This window comes from Streptomyces hawaiiensis (genome assembly GCF_004803895.1).
GTDB classification, from domain to species: Bacteria; Actinomycetota; Actinomycetes; order Streptomycetales; family Streptomycetaceae; genus Streptomyces; species Streptomyces hawaiiensis.
The window spans coordinates 5739585-5757360 of sequence record NZ_CP021978.1 but is presented as its reverse complement, the minus strand read 5'-3'; the positions used below and the strand labels follow the sequence as shown (position 1 = coordinate 5757360).

Annotated in this window: 15 protein-coding genes and 1 pseudogene; 7 read left to right on the top strand and 9 right to left on the bottom strand. The window is 73.0% G+C overall.

Going from position 1 to position 17776, the window contains the following annotated elements; translation table 11 throughout:
• Positions 1 to 31: 31 nt before the first annotated feature.
• The 7 genes and pseudogenes from CEB94_RS26710 to CEB94_RS26680 form a co-directional block, all read right to left on the bottom strand.
• Positions 32 to 781 carry a spherulation-specific family 4 protein gene (locus CEB94_RS26710; RefSeq protein WP_175434611.1) on the bottom strand — a complete coding sequence of 250 codons (750 nt, stop codon included), beginning with the start codon at positions 779 to 781 and terminating at the stop codon, positions 32 to 34.
• Positions 769 to 1728 (bottom strand): NAD-dependent epimerase/dehydratase family protein, encoded by a 960-nt coding sequence (locus tag CEB94_RS26705; protein ID WP_175434610.1) that lies wholly within the window; start codon positions 1726 to 1728, stop codon positions 769 to 771. The genes CEB94_RS26710 and CEB94_RS26705 overlap by 13 nt, the downstream gene beginning before the upstream one ends.
• A gap of 120 nt (positions 1729 to 1848) precedes the next feature.
• Positions 1849 to 3390 carry a hypothetical protein gene (locus tag CEB94_RS26700; RefSeq protein WP_425472494.1) on the bottom strand — a complete coding sequence of 514 codons (1542 nt, stop codon included), beginning with the start codon at positions 3388 to 3390 and terminating at the stop codon, positions 1849 to 1851.
• Positions 3387 to 5093, bottom strand: coding sequence for a DUF3492 domain-containing protein (locus CEB94_RS26695; protein WP_175434609.1), 1707 nt, complete (start codon positions 5091 to 5093; stop codon positions 3387 to 3389). Before CEB94_RS26695 ends, CEB94_RS26700 begins: the two co-directional genes overlap by 4 nt.
• A 224-nt stretch (positions 5094 to 5317) precedes the next feature.
• Positions 5318 to 6038: pseudogene (locus tag CEB94_RS26690) on the bottom strand (ATP-binding cassette domain-containing protein); the annotation flags it as partial.
• Between the two features lie 52 nt (positions 6039 to 6090).
• On the bottom strand, positions 6091 to 7350 hold the full coding sequence (locus CEB94_RS26685) for a DUF3152 domain-containing protein (protein WP_425472493.1): 1260 nt from the start codon (positions 7348 to 7350) through the stop codon (positions 6091 to 6093).
• A gap of 623 nt (positions 7351 to 7973) precedes the next feature.
• A complete protein-coding gene (locus tag CEB94_RS26680) occupies positions 7974 to 9020 on the bottom strand; it encodes an alpha/beta fold hydrolase (protein ID WP_175434607.1) in 1047 nt (348 codons plus the stop codon).
• Between the two features lie 256 nt (positions 9021 to 9276).
• Here CEB94_RS26680 and CEB94_RS26675 point away from each other — a divergent pair, with 256 nt between their 5' ends.
• The 4 genes from CEB94_RS26675 to CEB94_RS26660 all read left to right on the top strand — a co-directional run bounded on the left by CEB94_RS26675 (position 9277) and on the right by CEB94_RS26660 (position 11241).
• Complete coding sequence (locus tag CEB94_RS26675; RefSeq protein ID WP_175434606.1) at positions 9277 to 9501, top strand: hypothetical protein; 225 nt, start codon at positions 9277 to 9279, stop codon at positions 9499 to 9501.
• 207 nt (positions 9502 to 9708) lie between these two features.
• On the top strand, positions 9709 to 10356 hold the full coding sequence (locus CEB94_RS26670) for a TetR/AcrR family transcriptional regulator (RefSeq protein ID WP_175434605.1): 648 nt from the start codon (positions 9709 to 9711) through the stop codon (positions 10354 to 10356).
• A 135-nt stretch (positions 10357 to 10491) separates the two neighbouring features.
• The gene (locus CEB94_RS26665; protein ID WP_030854792.1) at positions 10492 to 10719 is read left to right on the top strand and encodes a DUF3107 domain-containing protein; all 228 of its coding nucleotides are present in this window, start codon (positions 10492 to 10494) and stop codon (positions 10717 to 10719) included.
• A 249-nt stretch (positions 10720 to 10968) separates the two neighbouring features.
• Positions 10969 to 11241 carry a hypothetical protein gene (locus CEB94_RS26660; protein ID WP_175434604.1) on the top strand — a complete coding sequence of 91 codons (273 nt, stop codon included), beginning with the start codon at positions 10969 to 10971 and terminating at the stop codon, positions 11239 to 11241.
• A 280-nt stretch (positions 11242 to 11521) separates the two neighbouring features.
• On the opposite strand, the gene CEB94_RS26655 is transcribed toward CEB94_RS26660, so the two are convergent.
• The gene (locus CEB94_RS26655; protein ID WP_175434603.1) at positions 11522 to 12271 is read right to left on the bottom strand and encodes a ferritin-like fold-containing protein; all 750 of its coding nucleotides are present in this window, start codon (positions 12269 to 12271) and stop codon (positions 11522 to 11524) included.
• A gap of 475 nt (positions 12272 to 12746) precedes the next feature.
• Between CEB94_RS26655 and CEB94_RS26650 the strand changes: the two genes are divergently transcribed.
• A complete protein-coding gene (locus CEB94_RS26650) occupies positions 12747 to 15314 on the top strand; it encodes a DEAD/DEAH box helicase (protein WP_175434602.1) in 2568 nt (855 codons plus the stop codon).
• 98 nt (positions 15315 to 15412) lie between these two features.
• Positions 15413 to 16285 carry an alpha/beta fold hydrolase gene (locus CEB94_RS26645; RefSeq protein ID WP_175434601.1) on the top strand — a complete coding sequence of 291 codons (873 nt, stop codon included), beginning with the start codon at positions 15413 to 15415 and terminating at the stop codon, positions 16283 to 16285.
• Between the two features lie 143 nt (positions 16286 to 16428).
• On the opposite strand, the gene CEB94_RS26640 is transcribed toward CEB94_RS26645, so the two are convergent.
• Positions 16429 to 17334: an NYN domain-containing protein gene (locus CEB94_RS26640; protein WP_175437171.1), complete on the bottom strand. Its 906-nt coding sequence runs from the start codon at positions 17332 to 17334 to the stop codon at positions 16429 to 16431.
• 219 nt (positions 17335 to 17553) lie between these two features.
• On the opposite strand from CEB94_RS26640, the gene CEB94_RS26635 reads away from it, so the two are divergent.
• On the top strand, positions 17554 to 17706 hold the full coding sequence (locus CEB94_RS26635; protein ID WP_094057445.1) for a hypothetical protein: 153 nt from the start codon (positions 17554 to 17556) through the stop codon (positions 17704 to 17706).
• Positions 17707 to 17776: the final 70 nt, after the last annotated feature.

The following is a 17776-nucleotide window of genomic DNA, read 5'->3' as shown; positions in this document are numbered from 1 at the left end:
TGTTCTCCCCGTAACAGTGCCATGCCCTTTTTCATTCCGAGACACCTGTTCCGATCCGCGAGACGAATTCGTCCCAGTAGCCGGGCATGGCCTCCCAGGGGTCGGTGCGTCCGCCGCGGTCCGTGTGGTCGGTGATCCAGACCGTCGCGGCGCCCTGCCGGCGGGCGATGCGCAGCGCCTCGGCCAGGTGAGGGCGGGGCACGCCGTGGACGAAGTGGCAGAAGCGCTCGGGCGAATGGTCGGCGGTCCACTCGGCCACCTGCGACCAGCGGTAGTCGCTCCAGGGCCCGGAGAAGGTGACCAGCTGGTCGGCGAGCTCGGCGTAGCCGGGGTGCGGGTGGATGCCGTGGCCGAGGACGATGTGGGCAGCGTCACGGATCACGCGGAGCGTGGCGACCGTGCGGCGGACCTCGGGCAGCCCGGCGTGGTCCGCCGGGCACCGCTCCAGGAGGAAGCCGTCGACCTGGTACCAGTCGACGAACCGGTGGGCGTCCGAGATCAGCTCGCCGAAGTTGCGGGTGCCGTACCGGGTGTCGAGGTGGCCGAGGACGCGGATGCCCGCGTTGCGCAGGCGGCCGGCCGCCTCCAGACAGTGCGGGTCGGGGCGGGCTCCGGGGCCGTCGGCCACGTTGAGGACCACCCAGTGCAGCGGTGTGCCGGGGCGGGCCAGCTCGCCCCATTCGGTGGGAGCGAGAAGGGGGTGCGCGTAGCCGGGGACGCCGACGCCGGGGCGCAGTTCCGTGCCCGAGGCGCACCGCGGGGATCTGGTCAGATGCGGCATGCCGCCTCCATCCAGATGTCGGCGAGGGACTCCTCCAGGCCGATCCGGGGACGCCATCCGAGCCGGTCGCGTGCGGTGCGCACATCGGCCTGCTGCCAGCTGCCGCAGCCGTCGGGGTACGGGTATGCGACGGGGAGCGCGTGGTCCGGGTCGGGACGGGGGTGGCCGATGGCCGTGCGCAGGGCGCCGGGCGGGCCGTCGAGTTCGTGGAGGGCACCGCCGTATCCGGCGACGCGGGCGAGGACCGCGGCGGCGTCACGCAGGCGCACGGCACGGCCGGAGCCGATGTTGATGACGCCCTGCGCGGCGGAGAGCGAGGCGGCGTGGACGGCACGGGCCACATCACGGACGTCGACGAAGTCGCGCTGCGCACCCAGGCCGCCGAGTTTCAGCTCGCCGTCGCCGGACTGCATGGCGCGGCGCATGGCCTCGGCGAGACGGCCCAGCGGGGAGCCGGCGGGGGTGCCGGGTCCGGCCGGTGAGAAGACGCGCAGGACGACGGCGTCCAGGCCGGAGCCGAGGACCAGTTCGGTGGCGGCGAGTTTGCTGACGCCGTACGGGCCGCCGGGCCGGGGCACGGCGTCCTCGGCGGTGGAGGAGCCGGGCTGGCTCGGGCCGTACTCCGCGCTGCAGCCGATCTGCACCAGCCGTGCGCCGCAGCCGCTGCGGCGCAGGGCCTCGCAGACGGTGGCGACGGCGACGGTGTTGTGGCGGGTGAGCTCGCGGGCGCCGCCGCGGGTGGCGCCGGCGCAGTTGACGACGACACCCGGGTGGACCGCGTCGAGGAAGCGGGTGAGGGCGCCGGGGCTGCCGGAGGCGAGGTCGAAGCGGACGTCGGCGTCGTCCCCGCGGCCGAGGGCGGTGAGTTGTACGGCCGGGTCGGCGAGCAGACGGTCGGCGACGAAGCGTCCGATGTAGCCGTTGGCTCCGATCAGCAGGACTCTCATCGCGCGGCTCCCCATGTCGCCGGGGTTCCTGGGTGGGTGGTCATGCGGGTTCTCCTCGAGGCGGAAAGGAAGGGATGGGACGGGTGCTGCCTGCGGCGGTGGGGCCGGTGCCGGTGGCGGTCACCGTGCGGGCTGCGGCGGTGCGTGGGCCGAGGCCCGGGTCAGCTTGCGCGTCGTGTGGACCAGGAGGGCCAGGGCCGCCGCTCCGCAGGCGAGGGCGGGGACGCTGCCGGTGCCCCAGGTGGTGACGAGGGTGTCGACGGGGGTGGCGAGGAAGCGGAAACCGGGGAGGCGGGAGGCGAAGACCGTGGCGAGGGCGGCTGCCTCGACCGTGGCCGTCGCGGTGAGGAGCACGGCGGGGGCGTAGGTGAAGCCGTGCGTGGTGAGGAGGCGGGCCAGGTAGAGGAGGGAGCCCAGGGCCAGGGCCTGCGCGTAGGCCGCGGGCTCGTGGAGGACTGCCGTGGAGAGGGTGAGCAGGGCCGCCATGGCGCCCAGGAACAGGGCGAACGTGCCGAGCAGGAGTGGGCGTACGGCGGCGGCGAAGTCCTCCAGGCCGCGGCTGCCCGCGAGTTTGCGACGAGCGCGCGCGGTGAAGAGGTGCGCGGTCCAGGCGGCGGGCGCGCAGGCCAGGGCGAGGGCCAGGACCGGGGCGGCGGTGACGGGCCAGGGGTCGTCGGCCGTGCCGGTGGGCAGGGCGTCGGGGCCTCCGGCGAGAGCGCTGTCGAGCAGGCCGTTACCCAGGAGGGAGTAGGCGACGAGCCACACGGTCCATGGGGTGGTCCTGCCGGACGCCGCACCGGGTCGCGGTCCGGGTCGGTCCGCGTCGGTCCTGCTCAGGGGGCCTCGGCGCAGGGCCGCGCGGAGGGCCAGGGCCACGGCGAGGGCGCCGGCTGCTGCCGCGAACAGGCGTGACTGCCCGTGGGTCAGCTGCACGGCGGTCACGGTGGCGGCGCACAGCGCACCGGGCAGAAGGGTCAGAAAAACCCAGTCGGCGCGCATCCGGGGAGCGGCGGGCGGGGCGGGCAGGGGTGTGTCTCCGTCACGGGAGACCCGCGCGTACATCTCCTCGGCGAGGGAGAAGACGTCCCGGTGGCGGAAGCGGGCGGCGGTGCGGTCGGTGATGCCGTGCGCCTCCAGTCCTGCGGCGATCTCGAGGGGGTCCACCGCGCGCTCGCAGAGCTTGCGGTGACGATGCATCAGCGCCTTCACCGGGTCACCGGCGCCCCGACGCGGGGTGGACGCCTTGCGATCGGCGACCGACTCCCGACTCCTGGGCACCTTGCGATCGGAGGCCGAATCCCGACTCCCGGGCACCTTGCGATCGGCAGTCGAATCCTGACTCCTGGGCACCTCACGGTCGGAGGTCGAATCCCGATCCCCGGGCACCTTGCGATCGGCAGTCGAATCCTGACTCCTGGGCACCTCACGGTCGGAGGTCGAATCCCGATCCCCGGGCACCTTGTGGTCGGAAGCCGAAGCCCCGCTCGCGGGCACCTTGAGGTCGGAGGCCGGCTCCCGGCTCCCGGGGGCCTTGTGGTCGGTGACCGCCTCCGGGGTGGCCGGGTCCGGGTTCGTCGGGTCCAGTGCCTTCGCCGGGCCGGCGTCCCGCGCCCCGGGGCCGGTCGGGGTTCCCGGACGGTCCAGTTCGCCCACGTCGTTCATCGCGCACCCTCCGGGGCGGGGGCGGGCGTGGTGGCGCTTACGGGCCTGTCCGCTGCCCAGCCGGGGGTGTTGCGGGCGGCGAGGCGGGGCGACGCGGCGGTCCAGTGGACGGGCACGTGGGCCTCGGCGGGGACCGCGAACGGCAGCGGCTCCCCCGCTCCGTCGAGGACGACACGGCGGACGGGCGCTCGCGAGACGATCTCCAGGTAAATGCTGTGAAATGCCTCGATGTTCTGCTCGACCGTGAACAGTTCGAGGGCACGGGCGCGAGCGGCGGCCCCCAGGCGCGCGCGACGCTCGGGGTCGCGCAGCAGCGCGACGCACGCCTCGGCGAGCGCCCGCGGATTGCGCGGCGGTACGACGAGCCCCGTGCCGCCGATGACCTCCACGACCGCTCCGACATCCGTCGACACCGTCGCGCGCCCGCAGAGCATGGCCTCGACGAGGCCGACGGGGAAGCCCTCGACGACGCTGGAGAGGACGGTCACGGCGCCCGAGGCGTAGGCGTCGGCGGCGAGCGGGAGTTCGGGTCCGCCGATCTCCTCGAAGGACACCGGGTTGTCCCCGGTGGCGTGGGGGCCCTCGGCCTCGTCGGGGAAGAGCTGGGCGGCCAGTGTCCTGCAGTGGCCGAGGTAGGCCGCGCCCTCGGGCCCGGCGGGGGCGCCGACGATGCGCAGGCGCGTCCTCGGCTCCTGCTTGCGGACTTCCGCGAAGGCGTGCAGCAGCGAGACCAGGTCCTTGGCGGGCTCGACGCGGCCGACCCAGACGAGCGTGTCCGGGTCCGCGCACTCCGGGGACTCGCCCACCTCGGCGAAGGGCCGGGCGTTCATGCCGGGGTAGACCGTGCGGAGCTTCTCGCGGTCGGCACCGCAGCGTTCCTGCCAGCGGCGGGCGTGGGTGTTGCCGGCGGTGACGACCTCGGCCCGTCCGTAGGCCTCGGCCGCGAGCCGGCCCTGGAAGGCCGCCAGCAGGGACCGTACGGCGGGTGGGGCGTCCGGGGCGGTGAGGTAGTGCGTCCGCAGGCGCACGCCGTACTCGGTCACCATCAGGGGCACGCCGGTGAAGTGCCGGGCCAGCAGGCCGGGCAGGGCGGCCGTGCCGCCGGACGCGGCGTGGCAGAGGTCGACCGCACCGAGCCCGTCGTCTTCATACCAGTCGAGGGAGAGAGGGCGCAGGGCGCGCTCCAGATAGGTGGCCACGGCGAGCAGATCCGGTACGCGCGCCTCACGCGCCGCGCGTTGGGCTCCGGGCGCACGACAGGCGCGCTCCAGTGTGCGTACGGCGGCTTCGGAGCGGAGTGCGCCCGCCAGGCCGCCCTCCTCGCGGGCGAGCTCCGCAAGCCCGTACAGAGCGTTGGCGAAACGGTCCGCCTCGGAGGTCGACGCGCCATCGGGCACCCCTGCAATGCCGGCCGCCCCGCACAGCACACCCGCCAGTTCCCCGAAGCACTCGGTGAACCGCCGGCGTGCGCGGCGCCCGAGCACCACCTCGTCGTCCTCGGCCATCCACAGCGGCGCGGTGCGCACCCGGCGGACGTTCCGCGGCAGCGGGATCCAGCCCTCGTCCTCCTGGTGCTCGCTGCGGCTGAGCGCGTAGACGTCGAACTCGTGCTGGGCGAGCCCGCGCACCAGCCGGTCGCACCAGAGCCTGGCGTCACCGCTCACATACGGATAGCCACCCTCCGTAAGCAGTCCGATGCGCACGAGTGCACCCCCGATCTCCCGTATGGGGAGCCGCCGTTGCCCGGCGGCTCGCAGCGGGACGAACGTATGCGGACAAGGCGGTGGTGCGACGGACGGTTGTCCGTCGCACCACCAAAAGGGGTGAACGGTCGTAACTTTCCCGTGCGGGTCGCGTTCTGTCGCGCTAGGAGATCAAACGGGCACGGATCGTCATGTCGCCTCCCATCCCCGTCGCTTCGCCCGGCGTCGCGCGGCGACTCGTACACCTCCCCGACGGGCCCTTCCTCGACGATCCCGCCCCGTCGCGTCACCGCGACCCGGTCGCTGACCTGGCGGACGACGGCCAGGTCGTGTGCGACGACGACCAGCGCGCCCGAGTTCGCGCTGCACCTCGCCGAGCAGGCCGACCACATGGGCCTGGGTGGTGACGTGGAGGGCCGAGACCGGCTCGTCGCAGACGATGACGCGCGGTCGGCCGCGAGCGCCCGGGCGATGCCGGCACGCTGGCGCTGCCCGCCGCCGGACTCATGGGGGTAGCGGTCGAAGTGCGCCGCTTCGAGCCCCACGCGCTCCCGCAGTTCCCCCACGCGCTCCCGGATGCGCCCCTCCTGCCGCTCACCCCGGGCGCGCAGCTGATCGGCGATGGACTCGCCCACGCGGCGACGGGGGTTGAGGGAGGAGACGAGGTCCTGGAAGACCATCTGCACGGCCGGGTTCACCCCGGTGTGCGCCCCGCCCTCGAAGGCCAGCGATCCCGCCGTCGATTCCAGCAGCCCGACGAGCATGCGCCCGAGGGTCGTCTTGCCGCTGCCGCTCTCGCCGACGATCCGGAGGGTCTCGCCGCGGCGCAGGGTCAGCGACACGTCGTCCACGGCCGTGACCGCCCGTCCCGCGCCCGAACTCTCGCTTGAGTCCGGTCGCCTCCAGAACGACCTCGTCGGGAGCAGTCGAGGCCTTCCGCGGCGCGAACTTTCCGAGCATGTCGACGCGAGCCGCGCCACACCGCCGGTGGCGCCTGTCAACTCCCGGGGTACGGCCAGGCGTTGGCGCGGCAGCGGATGCCGTCGTGGTCGAGGAACTTGGTCTGCTGCTGCATGACCGGCGCGAGGTCGCCGTCCTTGTCGCAGGTGACGTGGCCGTAGCCGAGGCGGTGGCCGATCTCGTGGTTGATCAGCATCTGCCGGTAGGCGTGGATCTTGCTGTCGCCGTAGGTCTCGGAGCCTTGCGCCCACCGGTAGGCGTTGATCATCACGCGCTCGGTCGCGGCCGAGTCGCAGGAGACGTTGTCCTCGGTGGTGTCCAGACCCGACTTGGCGCACCAGTCGGCGGTCGTGCCGGGGCTGGCGAGGGTGATCACGAAGTCGGGCTTGCCTGAGTAGATGCGCTCGAAGGTGCGTGCGCCGTTGTGGGCCCAGCTGCGCTGGTCGTTGAGCGTCTTCTGCACGGCCTCGGCGAACAGCGCGGCGTCCAGTCCGAGCCCCTGCTCCACGTCAACGCGGTAGGTGAACTTCTGTCCGGCTCCCGGCCCCTGGGCGATGCCGGGAACGGCGTCGAACTTCCCGGAGCCCTTGAGCCCGGCGCCGAGCGGGTAGGTCTTGCCCATCTTCTCGTCGTAGGTCAGCGGCGTGGCCTCGGGGGCGGGCGCCCGGCCGTCCGCCCGGGACGCGGGGTCCCTGGCGTCGCGGGCCTGGTCGGTGGCGGACTGCGACTGCACGTCGGCGCCGCCGGCGTCGTCGGCGACCTGGCCGGCGACGATCACGGCCAGCACGGTGGTGACGGCCGCGGCCGCGATGCCGGTGAAGGCGCGGCCCTTGCCGCCCTTGCCCGGTACGGGCGTGCCGGTGGGCCTCGCGTCGTCGTGGCCGCCGGACCCGGAGTCGGCCGGGGTGCCGACGCTCCAGTCCGTGACGGAGGCGTAAGCGTCCGCGGCGTGCGCGGAGGCGGGCGTACGGGGCGCGAAGACGTCGTCCTCCTCTTCGACGAAGGCATCGAGATAGTCCTGCCGCGGCCCGGGCACGGATGCCCGGCGCTGCCGCGGTATGGGAACACCGGCGCCAGAGGGCGCCCCGCCGCTCCCCCGCGACTCACCCCAGCCGCCCCCGGCTTCCCGCTGCTCGGGATGCCCGCCGCGGGCTTGCGGGAAGCCGTGCGCGGGAGTCCCGTCGGGCAACCGCGGTACCCCGATCGGCGGCGTACCGCCGGCACCCCGGGGCACACCGTGCGCGGGCGTGCCGTCAGGCAGCCTCGGCACACCCCTGGCCGGAGTCCCGTCGGCCATCCGAGGAATACCCTGCGCCCGAGCCCCGTCGGCCATCCGAGGAGCACCCTGCGCCCGAGCCCCGTCGGCCATCCGAGGAGCACCCTGCGCCCGAGTCTCATCAGCCGGCCCCGGCACACCCCTGGCCGGAGTCCCCTCCTGCAACCCCCTCGGCACACCTCGCGCCGGAGCCCCGTCCGCCAATCGAGGCACCCCACGCGCAGGAGTCCCGTCAGCCGGCCGCGGAACTCCCGGCGCCGCAGTGCCGTCGGCAAGGCGTGGTACCCCGCGCACCGGCGTGCCGTCGGGCAGGCGCGGGATGCCCTGGGCCGGTGTGCCGTCCGGGTGCCAGCCGTCGGGCAGACGCGGCATGCCGTGGTGCGGCGGGCCGTCCGTCGGTTCGGACCAGTCCGTCGGCGCGGGCCGCGGCCCCGGCATCCTGCGCGGGCCCTGGGACGGCCAGCCGCCCTGCGGGGCACCGGGCGGTGCGGTCCGGGCTCCCCGACCGGCGTCCGGCGCCTGGCCCTGGCCCGGCCGGCCCGGCCCCTGCACGGGCGGGGTCCGGCCGTCCCGTGCCGCGGTGGTGTCCGCGCTGTCGCCCTTGACGACCGGCCCGCGGCGGCTGTGGCGTCCCACGTCGCGCCTCAGCCCCCCATGCTCTCGTCGGTGCCTTCTCTGTCGACGGCGTCGCTCCCCACATCCGCCCGGCCGGCCCGCCTCGCCCGCTGCGCGCCCAACTCTCCCGCTTCTTCGAGGAGTTCACGAAACGCCAGGGCCACGGTCTCCGGGTACTCCATCATCGCCACATGACCCGCGTCGGGCAACGTCACCAGCCGGGAGTCACGGAAAGCGCGGGCCGCCTTCTGGGCCATGCGGAAGCCGACGAGCTGGTCGCGGCCGCCGTAGACGAGGAGGGTCGGCGCGAGAACCCGTTCGGCCTGGCGCCACAGTCCCTGCTGGCCGCCCAGCGTGTACGCGTTGACGATCCCGCGCGCGGAGCGCGCCATCGCGTCCCAGAAGTACGGCAGCCGCAGCCGACGCTCCATCTCCTGCACGGCGTTGCGGAATCCTTCCGGCGTCACCCGCCCGGGATCGCCGTAACACAGCGCCGTCACGCCACGGACCCGCTGCTCCGCCGTCCACTCCCGGGTGAGCCGGGTGAAGAGCAGGGCGACACCGGGCACCGCCAGCAGCCCCGTGGGCACGGCGGAGCGCTGCACTCGGATTTCCGGCAGAGCGGGCGACACAAGCGTGAGGGTACGGACCAGATCGGGCCGAACCGCGGCGACACGGGTGGTGATGGCGCCGCCGAGCGAGTTCCCGAACAGGTGAACGGGACCGCGCCCGGAGGCGTCGAGGTAACGGATGACCGCGCGCGCGTGCCCCGTGACGGAGTAGTCGCCGTCGTCCGGTGGCGGGGAGTCGCCGAAGCCCGGCAGGTCGAGGGCCTCGCTGTCGACCGACTCGTCGAGCAGCGCCATCAGCGCCGACCAGTTCTGCGAGGAACCGCCGAGCCCGTGCACGTACAGCGCGGGCGGCAGCCCTTCGCGCGCGGGAGGCCTCGACCGGACCGTCAGAGTGATCCCGGGCAGCTCGACCGACCGCAGGCGCTCACCCTCCGCGACCCGGACGGTCCCCACCTTCGGCAGCACATTGGCGGGCGGCACGAACGGCAGCTCGGTCGAAGACATGCGGCAATGTTACGAGACGATCACGCAGTGACTCATGTGTTCGCCTGTGTTCGCCGTCACAGGAATCGGCCCGTTGAGTCGGCGGAAGAGGAGGCACCCGAGCGCGCATGGGTAGCAGTCAGGGGGGATGAGCACGGCGTCACGTCCCGGACGCGGATCGCATAGCGTCCGGATCGGGTGTCTCCTAGGCTCGTACAGAGGGCACCCGCGTGTGGCCCCTGCATTCCCAGGGACGTTCGTAGGAAGGGAGCCCAGCATGGCCGTAGACCCCACCGACCCGGAGACGTTCGAGGCCGAGGACGCGCCGCAGGCGCAGGAGTTCGACGTCGAGGCCCCCGAGGTCGACGCGGCCGAGCAGCAGGCGGACATCGCGCCGGACCGCGACGACCCGCTGACCGACGTCGACCCGGACCGCGCCAACGAGGCCGACCTGGTGGAGCAGGCCCGGATCGTCTCGCTCGACGAGGACGACTACCGGTGACGTTCGCCGCCGACGGGCGCCGAGCAACTCCACCGGACAGGAAAGAGGCCGCATTTTGCCCGCTCTGACCCTGTTTGAAACCTTCGCAACCGCTTTCGCAACCGTCCGTTCCGTGAAATTCTGCGCTCTCACCGCGCACACCACGGTTACCGAAAAGTACGATGGCGACGCGGCCAGATCCGCACATGGACGAACATGGGAGGCGGCGTGACAGCCATCGAGCAGACAGAGGCGGTTCGCCCGCGGGGCACTCGCCTGCCACGCCGTGCCCGACGCAACCAGCTCCTGGGTGCCGCCCAGGAGGTCTTTGTGGCCCAGGGCTACCACGCGGCCGCGATGGACGACATCGCGGAGCGCGCAGGCGTCAGCAAGCCGGTGCTCTACCAGCACTTCCCGGGCAAGCTCGACCTCTATCTCGCGCTGCTGGACCAGCACTGCGAGTCGCTCATCCAGTCCGTCCGGAACGCGCTCGCGTCGACGAGCGACAACAAGCAGCGCGTCCGGGCGACGATGGACGCCTACTTCGCCTACGTCGAGGACGACGGCGGCGCCTTCCGCCTGGTCTTCGAGTCGGACCTGACGAACGAGCCCGCCGTGCGCGAGCGCGTCGACAAGGTCACGAACGAGTGCGCGGAGGCGATCTGCGACGTCATCGCCGAGGACACCGGCCTGTCGCGCGCGGAGTCGATGCTGCTCGCCTCGGGCCTGGGCGGCCTCGCCCAGGTGGTGGCGCGGTCCTGGCTGCACAGCGACCGCAGCGTTCCGCGCGACCAGGCCGTGCAGCTGCTCACGTCACTGGCGTGGCGCGGTATCGCGGGCTTCCCCCTGCACGGCATGGACCAGCCGCACCACTGACAGGCGCTTTGTTCCCGCCCGGTGTTCGCTCGTGGCGTTCTCGGGCGGAGCATGTACGTCCCCTCACCGGGCTAATGTGTGCTGCGTACGGCGCGGAAGGTCGCGCACATCACTGACCGTCGGAGGGACATAGCCGTGGAGGTCAAGATCGGCGTGCAGCACGCGCCCCGCGAGATCGTTCTGGAGAGCGGTCAGACTGCCGAGGAGGTCGAGCGCGTGGTCGCCGAGGCGCTGGCCGGGAAGTCGCAGTTGCTGAGCCTCGTGGACGAGCACGGCCGCAAGCTCCTCGTCCCGGCCGACCGTCTCGCGTACGTCGAGATCGGTGAGCCGGCCCCGCGCAAGGTGGGCTTCGGCGCGCTGTAGGCGCATGCGTGGAGCGGGGCGGGACGGCTGCGGCCGACCCGCCCCGTTTGCGTCGCCCTCCCTCGGACACCCCTCCTGCGTTGCCCTCGGATTCCCCTTCCGCGTGCTCTCGAATTCCCCTTGCGGCGCACCGCTTCCTCCACGGATGGAGCACAAGTCGCCCACAGGGGTGGTTGGATTCCGCAGGTCAGGGGTAAGACGGGCTACGACCGATGTGGGTAGGCCGGCCATTGTGGGAGGGACCCCGACATGCTCCTGGAAGCGCTGAGTTCCGCGATCCTCGGCCTGGCTCTGGCGTGGGCGGCCACACAGCGCCTGCCGCACCGTCTCCCGGCCCGCTCCATGGTGCTGTCGACCGGTGTCGCCGGTGCCCTCTTCGGGGCCTTCGTCATGCACAGCGCGCTGGACGCCGGGCACGTACTGCTCGTCCTGCTCGGTGCGATGATCGTCTCGGTGGCGTCGCTGTCGCTGCTGCTGCGCCCCGCGGCGGGAAGACTGCGCCGCCGATCGGCGACCGCCTGAGGGGTCGCCGACGGTGGCGGCTCCGATGAAGACGTGGACCGTCCGCGGGAGCTGGGGCCTGTCGTTTGGATCATGCCGGCGTCGCGGGGCGTGGCACGCACATCTGCGGCGTTGTCGTCGGTTGCCAACTCCCCCAAGCTCTCGACTCCGCTCGAGCAGGGGGACCCCCAACGCGTTGGCGCCCTCCTCCGCCTCGCAGCTGCACGCACCACGCCCCGCTCGGGTCGGCTGAATGGGCACGGTCTCTCTCAGCCGACCTGATCCAAACGACAGACCCTAGCTAGGCGGCCAGCCCCAGTGCGGCCATCCGCTTGGTGTGGGCCTCGGTGATCCGCGAGAACATCTTGCCGACCTCGGCGAGGTCGAAGCCGTCCGCGACACCGCCCACCAGCATGGTCGACAGCGCGTCCCGGTCGGCGACCACCCGCTGGGACTGCGACAGGGCCTCGCCCATCAGCCGCCGCGCCCACAGCGCGAGCCGCCCGCCCACGCGCGGGTCGGCGTCGATCGCGGCCCGCACCTTCTCCACGGCGAAGCCGCCGTGCCCCGTGTCGTCGAGCACGGCCAGCACCAGACCGCGGGAGTCGGCGTCCAGCCGGGCGGCGACCTCCCGGTAGAAATCGCTGGCGATGGAGTCGCCGACGTAGGCCTTGACCAGGCCCTCCAGCCAGTCCGAGGGGGCCGTCTGCTTGTGGAACCCGTCGTACGCGGCGACGAACGGCTCCATCGCCCGCGTCGGCTCCTCCCCGATCTCCGCGAGCCGATCGCGCAGCCTCTCGAAGTGGTGGAACTCCGCCGACGCCATCTTCGCCAGCTCCGCCTTGTCCGCCAGCGTCGGCGCCAGTTTGGCGTCCTCCGCGAGCCGCTCGAACGCCGCCAGCTCCCCGTACGCGAGTGCACCGAGCAGGTCCACGACCGCGGCGCGGTACTGCGGGTCGGCGGAGGCCGTCGCCCAGTCCCGGGCGGCGACTGAGGTCTGTTCGGCGGCGGCGGTGTCCGAGGCGTTCTCAGGCTTGTCAGAGCTCGTCATGAAGCGCACAATAGCCCGCCCGCCGGGAGGCGTAAGGCCCTGGTCAATCACTGTGACGACGACTACGTGACCGAATCAGCCATCGCATGTGCGGGATTCCGGGGTATGGTGGTAATGCGCCTGCTGGTACGTCGACGTACCTCGACAGGCCGCACGTATGAGGATGCCCGGTCGGTGGCCCGATCGGCTCCGACCCGACAGCCCTCCCCGGCCGTCCGCCACAGTGCGTACGAGACCCGGAGGGGGACACCCTCAGCGGCATGAGCGCTAGAGCGTCGGCGCGGTCCCGTGCTCTACGGCCCGCCCGTAGGCAGCCGACGTCCCCGGCACGGTCTGACACGACCCCGCGCTCGCCTCGCGCCGCCCACACAGAAGAGGCAGCACCCTGACTACGTTCCGAGAGCTCGGAATCCTCCCCGAGACCGCCGAGGCCCTGGAGGCCGTCGGCATCATCACCCCCTTCCCCATCCAGGAGATGACGCTCCCCGTCGCACTGTCGGGCAAGGACGTCATCGGCCAGGCCAAGACCGGCACCGGCAAGACGCTGGGCTTCGGCCTCCCGCTCCTCGATCGCGTCACCGTCCCCGCCGACGTCGAGTCCGGACGCGCCGAGCCCGAAGACCTCACCGAGGCCCCGCAGGCGCTCGTCGTCGTCCCCACGCGCGAGCTGTGCACACAGGTCACCAACGACCTGCAGACCGCGGGCAAGGTGCGCAACGTCCGTGTCCTCGCCATCTACGGCGGCCGGGCCTACGAGCCTCAGGTCGAGGCCCTGAAGAAGGGCGTCGACGTGGTCGTCGGCACCCCGGGCCGGCTCCTCGACCTCGCCGGACAGAAGAAGCTGAACCTGAAGCACGTCAAGAGCCTGGTCCTCGACGAGGCGGACGAGATGCTCGACCTGGGCTTCCTGCCCGACGTCGAGAAGATCATCAACATGCTGCCGGTGCGGCGCCAGACCATGCTGTTCTCGGCCACCATGCCGGGCGCGGTCATCGGCCTGGCCCGCCGTTACATGTCGCAGCCCACGCACATCTCCGCCACCTCGCCGGACGACGCGGGCGCGACGGTCGCGAACACGAAGCAGTTCATCTACCGCGCGCACAACATGGACAAGCCCGAGATGGTGGCGCGCATACTGCAGGCCGACGGCCGGGGACTGGTCATGGTCTTCTGCCGCACCAAGCGCACGGCGGCCGACCTGGCCGACCAGCTCAAGCAGCGCGGCTTCGCCTCCGGCGCGGTCCACGGCGACCTCGGCCAGGGCGCCCGCGAGCAGGCCCTGCGCGCCTTCCGCAACGGCAAGGTGGACGTGCTCGTCTGCACCGACGTCGCCGCCCGCGGCATCGACGTCGAGGGCGTGACACACGTCATCAACTACCAGTCGCCGGAAGAGGAGAAGACGTACCTGCACCGCATCGGCCGGACCGGCCGCGCGGGCGCGAAGGGTACGGCGATCACGCTGGTCGACTGGGACGACATCCCGCGCTGGCAGCTGATCAACAAGGCGCTGGACCTGGGCTTCAGCGACCCGCCGGAGACGTACTCCACCTCTCCGCACTTCTACACCGACCTCGGCATCCCCGAGGGCACGAAGGGCGTCCTGCCGCGCTCGGAGCGTACGCGCGCCGGGCTGGACGCGGAGGAGCTGGAGGACCTGGGCGAGCCGGGCGGCCGCGGGCCTCGCGGGCGCGGCGGCCGAGGTGGCCGAGGCGACCGGGACGAGTCCCGCTCGGCCGACCACGAGCGGTCGTCGCGTACGCCGCGTCGCCGCCGCCGTACGCGCGGCGGTGCCACGGCGGACGGGGCGCCCGAGTCGGTCGGCGCCCCCGCACCGGCCACTACGGTCACCGATGGCCCCACCGAGGCGGACACCGTGACGGCTCCGCGCACCCCGCGTCGCCGTCGCCGCACCCGCGGCGGGTCCCAGTCCGAGGCGGCCCCGGTCGCGGCGGTCGAGTCCCCCGTGACCGAGCAGGCCGAAACCGCCGTCGCGACGGCGGAGGGTACGGCCGCGGAGGCCCCTGAGACGGCTGCGAAGCCGCGCCGGCGCCGTACGCGCCGGTCGGAGACGCCGGCGGTGGAGACCGAGGCCGCGGTGACGCCGTCGGCCACGGAGCCCGCGATCGTCGCCGAGGCCCCGGCCGCCGCGGACGCCGCGCTGCCCGAGGCTGCCGCCGCCAAGCCGCGCCGCCGCACCCGCAAGGCCACGGCGGCGTCCGCGGCCGAGTCGGCGGTCGACACGGCCGAGGGGACCACCGAGTCCGCACCGGAGCCGACGGAGACGAAGCCGCGTCGTACCCGCAAGACGGCCGCCAAGGCCGAGGCGAGCGTCGACACGGCCGAGGCGACCGAGGCCAAGCCGCGCCGCACCCGCAAGACGGCCGCAGCGGCGGAGGACACCGCCGAGACAGCCGAGGCGAAGCCCGCGCGCACGCGCAAGGCGACGGCAGCGACGTCGAGGGCGGCCGAGGACGCCGTCGACACGGCGGAGGCCACCGAGGCCAAGCCACGCCGCCGCACCCGCAAGACCGCCGAGACCGCGGCCACCGCTACGGCTACGGCTACGGCCGAGGCCGCGGAGACCAAGCCGCGTCGTACCCGCAAGGCCGCCGCCCCGGCGGAGGACGCCGTCGACACGGCCGAAGGCACGGAGGCCAAGCCGCGCCGCCGCACCCGCAAGGCCGCCGAGCCCGTCCCGGCCGCCGCCGAGATCCCGGCTCAGACGGCTCAGGAGCCGGAGGCCGTCGAGGCCAAGCCTCGCCGTACGCGGAAGACCGCCGCAGCGGCCGAGGACGCCGTCGACACGGCCGAAGGCACGGAGGCCAAGCCGCGCCGCCGCACCCGCAAGGCCGCCGAGCCCGTCCCGGCCGCCGCCGAGATCCCCGCGCAGGCGGATCAGGAGCCGGAGGCCGCCAAGCCGCGTCGTACGCGCAAGGCGACCACGGCCGCCACGGCTGCCGCTACGGAGGACGCGGCGGAGGCGAAGCCCAAGGCCCGCCGCACCCGTAAGGCCACGGCCGCCGCGGAGTCCACGGAGGGCTGACACACCCCTCTTTGACGGCCCGGCCCCCCTCACGGGGGGCCGGGCCGTCGGCATTCACCCGGGGCACAGGGCCGGCCCCCAGCCGCTACCCTCGCCCCGTGACCAGCCACCCCGCCTTCCCCCCGCCCCCGGGCGCCCGCGCCTATCCCCTGCGCACCTCGCGCGGGGAGTTCGCCGTCGTCGACTCGTCGCCGAAGGCCGGTGTGGAGGGCAGGGGAGTCGTCCTGATGCTGCCCGGGTTCACCGGGAGCAAGGAGGACTTCAGGTTGCTCCACGAGCCGCTCGCAGAGCGGGGGTACCGGGTCGTCGCCGTGGACGGGCGTGGGCAGCACGAGTCGGACGGCCCCCTGGACGACGAATTTGCCTACTCCCAACGGGAACTGGCCCGGGACGTGCTCGCGCAGGCCGATGCGCTGGGCGGGCCCGTGCACCTCGTCGGGCACTCGCTCGGCGGGCAGATCGCCCGTGCGGCCGTGCTGCTCGACCACTCCCCTTTCGTCTCCTTCACCCTGGTCTCGTCCGGCCCGGCGGAGATCTCCGTGTCCCAGCAGCAGCGCGTGAAGCTGCTGCGGGACGCGCTCGCCGTGCTGTCGATGGAGGAGGTGTGGGAGGCCATCCAGGCCATGGGGCCGCCGGAGGAAGTCGGCGGGCCCGCCCGCGGCCTCGGTGACCAGGACCAGTTGCGCCGCCGTTGGATGGGCCACAGTCCTGCCCAACTGCTCGCGACCGGACGCCAGTTGTGCACCGAGCCGGACCGCGTGACCGAACTCGCCGCGATCCCGCTGCCGTTCCACGTCCTGTCGGGCGCGCACGACGACACCTGGCCGGTGGCGATCTTCGACGAGATGGCCCTGCGGCTGAACGCACGCCGCACGGTCATCACAGGAGCGGAGCACTCCCCCAACGCCGACCGGCCCCTGCCGACGGCCCACGCCCTCGCCGACTTCTGGGACGGCATCGGACCGGCCTGACCGCCTCGCCGGCTCCCGGGACGGCACAGGACCGGCCCGACCACCCCGCCGACTCCCAGGACGGCATCGAACCGGCTCAAGCACCCGCCGACTCCCACGACGGCACAGGACGGGCCTGGTAACCCCGCGGCTCCCGGGACGGCCTAGTACTGCGTCCGCAGGTGATCCCAGAAGCCGTCCCGCAGCGCCCGCCGCAGGTCCGCCTGGCCGCGCAGTGAGTACTGCAGGAGGCCCTCCGCCTCGACGAGCAGGTCCTGGTCCACCGAGCCGGGCAGGTACGGGTGCCCGGGCAGCAGCTCCACCAGCGTGTCCCGGCCGCGTGCCGCCAACCACTTCGCGGCGATCTGCGCGCCCACGAACCGCACGTCCTCGCGGGCGGGCCGACCCGCGGCCGTCTCGTAGGCGGGGGCCGCCGTGCGGCGGGAGACGTACGGCTTGAAGAAGTCGAGGTCGAAGGTGCGCTGGCTGTCGACCTCCCACAGGAGGGGTTCCGCCTGGTTGCGGCCCTCCGGCGCCTCGATGCCCCAGAGGTGGACCCGGGCGCCGTACCCCTGGGCCGCCTCGACCGCCGACACCAGGTCCTCGTCGCCGCCGAGCAGGGCCGCGTCGCTGATGGCGCGGTGCCGGGCGAGGGACTCCAGGTCGGAGCGGATGAGGGAGTCGACGCCCTTCTGCTGGTTGTTGGCGTTGAGGTTGCCGAGCCGCACCTTGACGTCCGGCAGCTCCGCGATGGTCTGCTGCTCGGCCGTGTGGATGCGGCGCCGGGCGCCGTCGTACCAGTAGACGCGCAGCAGCCGGCTGTCCGCGAAGATCGTGCGGGCCTTGTCGATGAGTGCGTCGATCAGACCCTCGGCGTCCAGGTCGAACGCGCGGCGGTCCTCGGTGCCGGCGACGAGGCGTCCACCGGCCGCGTACAGATACCCGGCATCGACGAAGATCGCGTGGGTGGAGGGCGTCTTCGCCACCTCGGCGAGCATGCGCTGGAGCAGCTCGTTGGTGCGGTCGATGCGGGCGCTGAGGGCCGCGAGGTCGTCGTTCATCACCTCCATTGTCCCGGCGGTCACGCTGCGAACACAACCGGTCCCGGTCGGTCCCGTAACCACACTCTTACGGCTTGGTAATTAGCCGTTCGAAAAATTTCCTTAGCGTAGGGAATGTTTGAACCCTGCATCCCTGTTGACCCATAAGGAACACCGGGCACGAGAGCCCGGTGGACCGCACACCGAGTAGTTCTCCTCAGGAGGATGACCAGACGAAGGGAGAAGCCCTTGCGCTTCGAAATCATGCGACTCGACGACGTCGACGGCACACCTGTGGACACGACCGTCGTGGACGCCGCCTCCGTCAACCGCATCGTGCAGCAGGCGGCCGCCATAGGGCAGCGCCTCTGGATCCGCCCGGCCGAGACCACGGCCTCATAACGCGCGCAGCTCTCCCACACTTCGCAGCCCCCGCCCGGCATCGGCCGTGCGGGGGCTCCGCTGTTGCGGA